General features: G+C 71.3%; 10 protein-coding genes. 3 read left to right on the top strand and 7 right to left on the bottom strand.

What is annotated here, in order from left to right:
• Nucleotides 1-178: 178 nt before the first annotated feature.
• The 7 genes from ACFVXE_RS25505 to ACFVXE_RS25475 all read right to left on the bottom strand — a co-directional run bounded on the left by ACFVXE_RS25505 (nt 179) and on the right by ACFVXE_RS25475 (nt 8,357).
• Nucleotides 179-1,843 (bottom strand): ABC transporter ATP-binding protein, encoded by a 1,665-nt coding sequence (locus ACFVXE_RS25505; protein ID WP_389674423.1) that lies wholly within the window; start codon nt 1,841-1,843, stop codon nt 179-181.
• A complete protein-coding gene (locus ACFVXE_RS25500; RefSeq protein WP_389674421.1) occupies nt 1,840-2,829 on the bottom strand; it encodes an ABC transporter permease in 990 nt (329 codons plus the stop codon). The genes ACFVXE_RS25505 and ACFVXE_RS25500 overlap by 4 nt, the downstream gene beginning before the upstream one ends.
• Nucleotides 2,826-3,812 (bottom strand): ABC transporter permease, encoded by a 987-nt coding sequence (locus tag ACFVXE_RS25495; protein ID WP_389674419.1) that lies wholly within the window; start codon nt 3,810-3,812, stop codon nt 2,826-2,828. The genes ACFVXE_RS25500 and ACFVXE_RS25495 overlap by 4 nt, the downstream gene beginning before the upstream one ends.
• Before the next feature lie 2 nt (nt 3,813-3,814).
• The gene (locus ACFVXE_RS25490; protein WP_389674418.1) at nt 3,815-5,539 is read right to left on the bottom strand and encodes an ABC transporter substrate-binding protein; all 1,725 of its coding nucleotides are present in this window, start codon (nt 5,537-5,539) and stop codon (nt 3,815-3,817) included.
• Between the two features lie 226 nt (nt 5,540-5,765).
• Complete coding sequence (locus tag ACFVXE_RS25485; RefSeq protein ID WP_389674417.1) at nt 5,766-5,861, bottom strand: Ms4533A family Cys-rich leader peptide; 96 nt, start codon at nt 5,859-5,861, stop codon at nt 5,766-5,768.
• 166 nt (nt 5,862-6,027) lie between these two features.
• Nucleotides 6,028-7,383, bottom strand: coding sequence for a DUF3152 domain-containing protein (locus ACFVXE_RS25480; protein ID WP_389674416.1), 1,356 nt, complete (start codon nt 7,381-7,383; stop codon nt 6,028-6,030).
• A gap of 8 nt (nt 7,384-7,391) precedes the next feature.
• Nucleotides 7,392-8,357, bottom strand: coding sequence for an alpha/beta fold hydrolase (locus ACFVXE_RS25475; RefSeq protein ID WP_389674414.1), 966 nt, complete (start codon nt 8,355-8,357; stop codon nt 7,392-7,394).
• 110 nt (nt 8,358-8,467) lie between these two features.
• On the opposite strand from ACFVXE_RS25475, the gene ACFVXE_RS25470 reads away from it, so the two are divergent.
• From ACFVXE_RS25470 to ACFVXE_RS25460, 3 genes are all read left to right on the top strand, one after another.
• Complete coding sequence (locus tag ACFVXE_RS25470; protein WP_389674413.1) at nt 8,468-8,683, top strand: hypothetical protein; 216 nt, start codon at nt 8,468-8,470, stop codon at nt 8,681-8,683.
• A 168-nt stretch (nt 8,684-8,851) separates the two neighbouring features.
• Nucleotides 8,852-9,493 carry a TetR/AcrR family transcriptional regulator gene (locus ACFVXE_RS25465; RefSeq protein ID WP_389674412.1) on the top strand — a complete coding sequence of 214 codons (642 nt, stop codon included), beginning with the start codon at nt 8,852-8,854 and terminating at the stop codon, nt 9,491-9,493.
• Between the two features lie 147 nt (nt 9,494-9,640).
• Complete coding sequence (locus tag ACFVXE_RS25460) at nt 9,641-9,868, top strand: DUF3107 domain-containing protein (RefSeq protein ID WP_030915442.1); 228 nt, start codon at nt 9,641-9,643, stop codon at nt 9,866-9,868.
• The last annotated feature ends 102 nt before the right edge of the window (nt 9,869-9,970 follow it).

The following is a 9,970-nucleotide window of genomic DNA, read 5'->3' as shown; positions in this document are numbered from 1 at the left end:
GTCCACCTGGGGGGGCGCCCGCTGTGTCATGGCCAACACACCGGGGCCCCCCCTAACGCGCAACCGGGGGGGGGGCCACGGACGGTTGTCCGTCGCGCCACCGAAAGGGGTGAACCGTCGTAACTTTCCCGCCCCCGTAGCGTTCTGTCGCGCTATGAGGACGGTTGGTCACACAGGGTCAGGCTGCGGCCAGTTCCTTGCGGGCCGCACGACGCACCGCCGCGAGCGCCGGATCGAGTGCGGGCACGGCGGCGAGGAGCTGCTTGGTGTACGGATCCTGGGGCGCCCCGTACACCTCGTCGACGCTGCCCTGCTCCACGATCCGGCCCTGCCGCATCACCGCGACCCGGTCACTGACCTGCCGTACGACCGCGAGGTCGTGGGCGATGAAGACCAGTCCGAGCCCCAGTTCGCGCTGGAGTTCGGCGAGCAGGGCGGTGACCTGCGCCTGGGTGGTGACGTCGAGCGCGGAGACCGGTTCGTCGCAGACGATCAGCTTGGGGTCGGCGGCGAGCGCGCGGGCGATGCCGATGCGCTGGCGCTGTCCCCCGCTGAATTCGTGCGGGTAACGGTCGTACCGGTCCGGGTCGAGTCCGACGCGTTCCAGCAGTTCCTGGACGCGGGCCCGGATCCGGGCGCTGTCGAGCACGCCGGCGGCCCGCAGCGGATCGGCGACGGATTCGCCGACGGAACGGCGCGGGTTGAGCGAGGCGACGGGGTCCTGGAAGACCATCTGGAGCTCCCGCCGGTGCGGACGCAGAGCCTTCTCCGACAGGGAGCCGATATCCGTGTCCCCGTACCGGAGCCGGCCGTCGGTCGGGTCGAGGAGGCGAACGAGCATCCGGCCGAGCGTCGTCTTGCCGCTGCCGCTCTCACCCACGATGCCGAGCGTCTCACCGCGGTGGACGGTGAGCGAGACACCGTCCACCGCGGTGACCCGGCCGGCGCCGCGGCCGAACTCGCGCCGCAGGCCGACGGCTTCCAGCAGCGGCCCGCCCGCGTCCGCGCCGCGCTGCGCCGGGACCTGCGCGGCACCCTTCACGTCCGGCACCGCACGCTTCGCGTCGACCCTCGGCACGGCGGAGAGGAGTTCGCGGGTGTACGGCTTCCGGGGCGCGCCGAGCACCTCGGCGACCGGCCCGCGCTCGACCTCCCGGCCGGACTGCATGACCAGTACCTCGTCGACGCTCTCCGCCGCGACACCCACGTCGTGGGTGACCAGCAGGAGCCCCATGCCCGTCTCGTGCCGCAACTGGTGCAGCAGGTCCAGGATCTGGGCCTGGACGGTGACGTCCAGCGCCGTCGTCGGTTCGTCGGCGATCAGCAGCTCCGGCTCGCAGGCCAGTGCCATCGCGATGAGCGCGCGCTGCCGCATCCCGCCGGAGAACTCGTGCGGCCGGGACCGCGAACGCCGTGCCGCGTCGGGGATGCCGACCCGGTCGAGGACCTCCACGGCCCTTGTCCGCGCCGCCCGTCGTGAGGCGCGCGTGTGCACCCGGTACACCTCGGCGATCTGGTCGCCGACCGCGTAGTACGGGTCCAACGAGGACAGCGGGTCCTGGAAGACCATCGCGGCCTTCGCCCCGCGCAGCGCCCGCAGTCCGGCGTCGTCCGCCGCCTGCACGTCCACGCCCGCGACCCGGATCGAGCCGCCGACCACGGCGCCGGTCCCCCGGTGGAGCCCGAGGAGCGCGTACGCGGACGCGCTCTTGCCGGAGCCCGACTCGCCGACGACACCGAGCGCGGCGCCCGCCTCGAGGGTGAAGGAGAGGCCGTCCACGGCCCGTACACCGTCCGCGCCGTCGAAGGAGATCGTCAGATCGGATACCTCGACCAGACTCATGCGAACACCACCCGTCGGTCGGCCATCGCCTGGAGGATGTCCGCGACGGCATTGGCAAGGACGACGAAGAAGCCGGTGACGAGCACCAGACCGACGACGACCGGCAGGTCGACGTTCTGCACGGCGTCGACGAGTTCGCGCCCGACGCCGGGGATGTTGAAGAGCGACTCGGTGAGGACGGCGCCGCCGAACATCGAGCCGATGTCCAGGGCGCCGAGCGCGATTACCGGACCGAGCGCGCCGCGCAGCGCGTGCCGCCCGACGAGCCGCCGCTCGCTCACGCCGTACGCGCGGAAGGTGCGCACATGGTCCTCGGCGAGGGTCTCCAGCATCGACGACCGGGTCATCCGGGCGTACGGGGCTGCGGATACCAGGGCCAGCGAGACCCAGGGCAGCAGCAGGTTCCAGGCCCACTGCTCCGGGTTCTCGGTGAGCGGTACGTAGTCGGGGAACGGCAGCAGTTGCAGTGCCGAGCAGAACACGATGATCAGCAGCAGCCCGATGACGAAGACGGGCGTCGCCATGCCGGCCAGGGTCAGTCCGGTCAGGATCCGCTCGGTGACGCGGCCGCGCCGCCACACCGAGAGCAGTCCGGTGCCGACGCCGAGCAGGACCCAGAGCACGAAGGCGCCGATGGCGAGCGAGGCGGTGGCCGGGAGCTTGGTGAGGATCATCTGGGTGACCTGCTGGTCGTCCTGGTAGGAGCGGCCGAGGCAGGGCGCCTGGCAGTGCAGGATGCCGGTGCCGGTCGAGTAGTCGCGGCCGGCGAAGATCCCCTGGAGGAAGTGCGCGTACTGCACGTACAGCGGGTCGCCGAGCTGCAGTTGCTCGCTGACCTGCGCCACCTGGGCGGGCGAGCACCGCGGGCCGCAGGCGATCTGGGCGACGTTGCCGGGGGCGACGTAGAAGGCGGCGTAGACGACGACGCTGAGGGCCAGGAGCACGAACAGCGCCCCGCCCAGGCGCCGCAGCAGGAACCGGGTCATGCGCCGGCCTCCTTCTTCCGTCCGGTGCCGATCCGCAGCCGCGAGGCGACACGCGGGTCGAGTGCGTTGCGTACGCCCTCGCCGAGGACGGTCAGCGCCAGCACGGTGATGAAGATCAGCAGGGCGGGGATCAGCAGATAGGTGGGTGCCGCCTGGTACCAGGTGTCGGCGTCGCTGAGCATCTGCCCCCAGGACGGGGTCGGCGGCTTGATGCCGACACCGAGGAAGGAGAGCGCCGCCTCGACGACGATGTTGCCGGGGAAGAGCAGCACGGCGTACGTGATGACGGGGGCGGCGAGTGCCGGCAGCAGCTCGCGCCGGGCGATCCGCCAGCTGCCCCAGCCGCTGAGCCGGGCGGCCGCGACATGGTCGAGCGACTTCAGCGCGAGGGTCCGGGCGCGGACGATCTTGGAGATGCCGGACCAGCCGATCAGTCCGACGAGCGCGGCGATCAGCACGGGGCGCGGGAAGCCCGGGGGGACCACGGCGAGTGCGCCGAGCGCGATCACCATGACGGGCAGCGCGACGACGACGTCGGTGACGCGGCTGAGCGCCTGGTCGACGAGCCGGTTGCCGAGCCCGGCGGCGAGGCCGACGGCCACCCCGATGACGACCTGGAGCAGGGTCGCGGCCAGCGCGACGCCGAGCGAGACCCGCGCACCGTAGACGACACGGGCGAACAGGTCGCGGCCGGTGAGCGGTTCGACGCCGAGCCAGTGGTCGGCGCTGATCCCGCCGAACGAGCCCAGCGGCACACCGCCGGTCGCCGAGTCGACGAGGCCGGCATGGTACGAGGTGGGGTCCTGGCCCTCGACGGCAGCGAGCAGCGGGGCGGCGAGCGCGACCAGGACCAGCAGGGCGACGACGACGGCCGCCACGACGGCGGAGCGCCGGGTGCGCAGCCGCCGCCAGAACGAGGAGGCCCCGGAGGCGGGGGCCACCGCAGCGGCCCCCGCCTCCTCGACCAGCAGAGCTTCGGTCATGGTTACTTGACCGCTACCTGCGAGATGTCGAGCACGCCGGTCCAGTCGCTGATGACGACGTTCTTGACGGCCTCGCCGTACAGGCGCTTGTAGACCGGGTGGAACAGCGGCACGGTCACCGCCTGCTCGCCGATCTTCTTGTCGAGTGCGCCCCAACGCTTCGCGGCCGCGCTCAGGTCGGTCAGCTTGTTGATCTCGTCGACCTCCTTGTTGACGGAGGCGTCGTCGAGCTGGGAGGCGTTGAAGTTGTAGCCGTTCTTGACGATCTGGCGTCCGTCGAAGATCGGTGCGAGGAACGGGCCGCCGGACGGCCAGTCGGCGCCCCAGCCGGTGAGGAAGAAGCCCGGCTCGCTCTTCACGTTGTAGATCTTGTCCGAGTAGGCGTTGTTCTCCAGGCCCTGCAGCTCGACCGTGATCCCGGCCTTCTTCAGCGCCTCCTGGACGGCGGTGGCGATCTCCGGGCTGGTGGCGAAGTTCTTGTCGTTGGAGTGCGTGAGGGTGATGGTCAGGCCCTTGGCGTAACCGGCCTCCTTCAGCAGCTCCTTGGCCTTGGCGGCGTTGCCCGCCTTGCCGGCCGGGAAGGCGTCGTAGGCGTTGTAGCCGAAGGACGCCTGGTCCGGCAGGAAGGTGGTGGCGGGCTCGGCGAGCGAGGAGCCGCCGGCCGCGTTGATGACCGAGGTGCGGTCGATGGCGTACGAGATCGCCTGGCGCACCTTCGGGTTGTCGAACGGCTTCACCTTCGGGTTGAAGGCGATGTAGTTCGTGAAGCCGAAGTGACCGGTGCCGACGCGGGCCGCGAGCTTCTTGTCGCCGGTGACCTTGGCCAGCTCGGCCGGGCCGAGGTTGGTGTCGGTGGTGACGGCGGCGGCGTCCGCGCCCCTGGATGCGGAGAGCCGCTGGTTGATGACGGCGGAGTCGAGTCCGGAGCGCACGTCGATCCGGTCCGGGTACGCCTTGCGCTCCTCGTCGGTGGCGGCCGACCAGAAGGTGTTGCGCTCCAGGACGAGACGCTCGCCGTCGCCCTCGTTCTTGACGACCTTGTACGGCCCCGAGGAGATCGGGTGGTTCTCGTACTTGGCGCCGGTGTCCTTGGCCTTCGGCACCGGGGTCGTCTGGGTCTGCGTCGCCAGGTAGGGGAACTCGCCCTCCGGCTTGTTGAGGTGGAAGACGATCGTCTTCGCGTCGGGCGTCTCGATCGACGCGAGGCCCTTCTTGTCCTTGTACGGGCCCTGGTAGTCGGCGCCGCCGATCAGCCAGTCGCGCAGGTAGGGCGCACCGCCGGAGAGTTCGGCGGCGAAGGAGCGCTCGATGCCGTACTTGATGTCGGCGCTCGTGATCGGGGTGCCGTCCTCGTACTTGAGGCCGTCCTTGAGCGTGTACGTCCAGACGGTGGCGTTCTCGCTGGGCGTGCCCAGGTCGGTCGCCAGGTCGGGGACGACCTTGGACCCGGCCGCGCCGTCCTCCCGGTTGCGGGTGGTGAGCGTGCGGAAGACCAGCGACGGGACGTTGCCGCCGCCGGAGGTGTACAGCCGCGCGGGGTCGAAGTCCTGCTGGGCGGCGCGGTTGAGCACGGTGAGCGTGCCGCCCTTGGCGGGCTTGCCCGCTGCGCCGGAGTGACCGTCGCTGCCCTTGCTGTCCTGGGGACCGCACGCGGCGGCGCCCGAGCCCACGACGAGAACCACGACGGCCGCTGCCACGCGGCGCGATATGACGGACGGTTGACGCATCGGAAGATGACCTCTCGGAGTACTGCTCACGGAAGAAGGCGGGAAGCGGATCCGTGCAGGCGAACGGCGAGAGTGCGAGTGGGGACGGCCGGCCGGGAAGCCGAGGGCCGGGACACCGATACTGCCGCGCCTGCGTACGGAGTACGCCCGGGCACGGCGGTCGGGGGTGCCGCCCGGGCCGGGCCGGGGCTCGGAGGAGGGCGGTCGACGCGTGCTCAGGCAGGCGTCAGCAACAGTGGACGTCGGAGACGCTGTGCCCGGTCACGCCGATCAGCGCCAGCTCGATGGCGGCGTAGTCGGGGATGATCGGGCTGCGTGACATGCGGAGAAATATGCGTGACGGTTTCAGCCATGTCAACGTGGAACGAGACAGCTGTCTCACATGTCGGACAGCATTTCGGACGGCCGCTCTCCCGGCCCGGGCGAGGGCGGGGAGAGCGGGCGTGCGGGGGCGGCGGGGCCGGGACCGGCGGCCGGCCGGGCCACGGTCAACTGCTCGGATGGACCCAGGCGTTGGGGCGGCACTTGATGCCGTCGATGTCCAGCGACTTGGTCTGCTGCTGCATCACGGGGGCCAGGGCGCCCGGCGTGCGGCAACTCACATGATTGTGACCGAGCCGGTGGCCGACCTCGTGGTTGATCAGCATCTGGCGATAGGGGAAGAGCTTCTCCGGGCCGAATGTCGACGAGCCCTGGGCCCAGCGGTACGCATTGATCATCACGCGCTCGGTGGCCGCCGAGTCGCACGAGACGTTGTCCTCAGTCGTGTCGAGTCCCGATTTGCGGCACCAGTCGCCGGTCGTCCCCGGGCTGGCCAGCGTGATCACGAAGTCCGGGTCGCCCGAGGAGACACGCTCGAACGTCATCGCACCGCCGTGGGCCCAGCTCCGGTCGTCGTTGAGGGTCTTCTGGACCGCTTCGGCGAAGAGCCCGGCATCGAGACCGAGCCCCTTCTCGATGTCGATCCGGTAGCGGTACTTGTGCCCCTTACCCGGAGCCTTCGCCGTCCCCGGGACCGTCTCGAAGTGTCCGGACCCCTTGAGATCCGGTGCGAGGGGGTATGCCTTCGCCATCTTCTGCTCGTACGAGAGGGGCTTGACCGCCAACACCTTCGGCGTCGGCCGGTCGTCCGAGCGGGAGGACGTGCCGTCGCCGTCCCGGTCCACACCCGCGCCGGGCGCGGCCGCACCGACCCGCCTGGTGCTGTCGTGGGCGACCTGTCCGGCCACCACGACCGCGAGCACGGTCGTCACCGCCGCCGCCGCGACACCGGTGAAGGTGCGGCCCTTACTCCCCCTGGTGACCGACGGGGCGTCGGCATCGCCGGGGTCCCGCTGTCCTTCGCGGTCACCGGCCGGGCCGGCCGGCGGGACCGGTGGGGCGGACGGGGAGCGTGGCGCGGGTGGGGCGGGCGGGGCGTCGAAGGCGTCGACGAACTCCCGTCGCGGACCCGGTATCAGCGGCCTCGTGGCGAGCCCGGGCTGCCCGTGCGACGCCTCCCGCGGCATCGCCCGGGACTCGGGCGCGGGACGGGGCGGCTGCGGCACCCCGGGCCGCCGGGCCGGACCGCCGGGCCGGACCGGGGCCTGCCGGCCGGCGTACACCGGCTGCGGCCCGGTCCCCCAGCCGCCGCCCGGTTCGCGTTGTTCCGGGTGACCGCCACGCACCTGCGGAATCCCCCGGAACGGGGTGTGGCCGTCCGGGCCGGACGGCGCGTCGGCCGCCCTGCGGCGCCGACCGCTGCCGGGCTCCGGCCGGTCCGCGTCACGAGCGCCGTCCGCGCTCCCCGCGGCATCCCCGCCGGTCGTACTGGTTGGGGGGCCTTTTCTGCTGTGTCGTCCCACGCCCCGGATCAGCTCCCGCCGCACTCTTGTAGCAGTTCCCGGAAGGCCTGGGCGACCGCCTCCGGGTACTCCATCATCGCCACGTGCCCGGCGTCGGGCAGTGACAGCAGCCGCGAATCGCGGAACGCCGCGGACGCCCTGCGCGCCATCCGGTACGAGACGAGCTGGTCCCGTCCGCCGTACACGAGCTGGGTCGGCGCGAGTACACGCTCTGCCTGGCGCCACAGTCCGTGCTGACCGCCCAGCGTGTACGCATCGACGATGCCACGCGCCGAGCGTGCCATGGCGTCCCAGAAGTACGGCAGCTCCAGCCGTCGCTCCATCTCGGCCACCGCTTCGCGGAAGCCTTCCTCGGAGACACGCGCCGGATCGCCGTAACAGAGTGCCATGACTCCGCGGGTGCGTTCTTCCGCGGTCCAGTCCCGGGTCATCCGGGAGAACAGGGATGCGATCCCCGGAAGGGCGAGCAGTCCGGTCGGTACGGCGGGCCGCTGGATCCGGATCTCCGGCAGTGCGGGCGAGATGAGCGTCAGTGTGCGCACCAGGTCGGGGCGGACGGCCGCGACCCGGGTGGCCACCGCACCGCCGAGCGAATTGCCGAAGAGGTGAACCGGCCCGCGCCGCTCCGTGTCGAGGAGCCGGATCACCGCGCGGGCGTGCCCGGTGACCGAGTAGTTGCCGTCGTCCGGCGGCGGGGAGTCCCCGAATCCGGGCAGGTCGACCGCCTCGCCGTCCACCAGGTCCTGCACCAGCGGCATGAGTGCCGACCAGTTCCGCGAGGAGCCGCCGAGCCCGTGCACGAAGAGCGCGGGCGGCAGTCCGGTCCGCTCCGGCGGCCGGGCGCGGACGTTCAGCGTCAGCCCGGGCAGCGCGACGGAGCGCAGCTTCTCCCCCTCGGCGACCCGGACGGCGCTCACCGTGGGGGCCACCGCGGCAGCGGCGGCGCGGACTCCCGGCAGCTCGGTCGAAGACATGCGGCAATGTTACGAGACGATCACACCATGGTTCATGTGTTCGCCGTCACAGACCGCATAGCGCCATCAGGGGGTAGCTCCTACGCTCGAACCTAAGGAAGGGAGTCACCATGACGGTCGACCCCAGCGACCCGGAGACCTTCGAAACCATTCCACCGGACGAACCGGACCCGGAAGCACCCGAGGCGGACGCGGCCGAGCAGCAGGCCGATCTCCAGCCGAAGAGCGACGATCCGCTCACCGACATCGACCGGAACTCCGCGAACGAGGCGGATGCGGTGGAGCAGGCCCGCGTCGTGGCCGAGAACGAGGACGATTACCGCTGATACCACCCGATTCATCACGGAGGTCGAGGAATCTTTGGCTATCGCAGCCGTCCGGTCCGTGAAATTCTGCGTCCGCGCCGCGCACACCCGGGTTACTGAAAAGTACGATGGCTGTACGGCGCAGCGTGCATGCAACGGCTGTGTTCGATCACAAATTTGGGAGGCGGCGTGACAGCCATCGAGCAGACAGAGGCAGCGCGCCCGCGGGGCACCCGCCTGCCTCGCCGCGCCCGACGCAACCAGCTGCTGGGCGCCGCGCAGGAGGTCTTCGTCGCGCAGGGCTACCACTCCGCCGCGATGGACGACATCGCCGAGCGGGCCGGAGTCAGCAAGCCGGTGCTCTACCAGCACTTCCCGGGCAAGCTGGAGCTCTACCTGGCCCTGCTCGACCAGCACTGCGAGGCGCTGCTGCACGCGGTCCGTACCGCGCTCGCGTCGACGACGGACAACAAGCTGCGCGTCGCCGCGACGATGGACGCCTACTTCGCGTACGTCGAGGACGAGGGCGGCGCCTTCCGGCTGGTCTTCGAGTCGGACCTGACCAACGAGCCGGCGGTGCGCGAACGGGTCGACCGGGTCTCGCTGCAGTGCGCGGAGGCGATCTCCGACGTCATCGCGGGTGACACGGGCCTGTCCAAGGACGAGTCGATGCTCCTCGCCGTCGGCCTGGGCGGCGTCTCCCAGGTGGTCGCCCGCTACTGGCTGTCGAGCCGGTCGGCGATCCCGCGCGACACGGCGGTGCAGCTCCTCACCTCGCTCGCCTGGCGCGGCATCGCCGGGTTCCCCCTGCACGGCCTCGATCAGCACTGACGTCCGGTCGGTGATCCGCCGCGCCTCCGCTCCGTGTTCGCTGCGGGCGTTGCCCGCCGATCCCTGACAGTTCCGCTCACCGGGCTAATGTGTGGTGCGTACGGCGCGGCTCACGCGCAGAGGACTGACCGTCGGAGGGACATAGCCGTGGAGGTCAAGATCGGCGTGCAGCACGCACCCCGGGAGATCGTTCTGGAGAGCGGGCTTTCCGCCGAGGAGGTCGAGAGCGCGGTCGCCGAGGCTCTCACCGGCAAGGCGCAGCTGCTCAGCCTCACGGACGACAAGGGCCGCAAGGTCCTGGTACCGGCCGACCGGGTCGCCTACGTGGAGATCGGCGAGCCGAGCACGCGACGGGTCGGGTTCGGCGCGCTGTAGCGGCAGGACCCAGGCATGGAGAAGCGGGGCGGGGGGGGGCTGCCGCCCCCGGGCGGCGGCCTGGTTGAGCGCCCGGAGCCCGCCCAGAAACCCCCGGGAGCC

It is taken from the genome of Streptomyces sp. NPDC058231 (genome assembly GCF_042882275.1).
In the GTDB taxonomy this organism is placed as follows: domain Bacteria; phylum Actinomycetota; class Actinomycetes; order Streptomycetales; family Streptomycetaceae; genus Streptomyces.
This window is presented reverse-complemented; position numbering and strand designations above follow the sequence as displayed.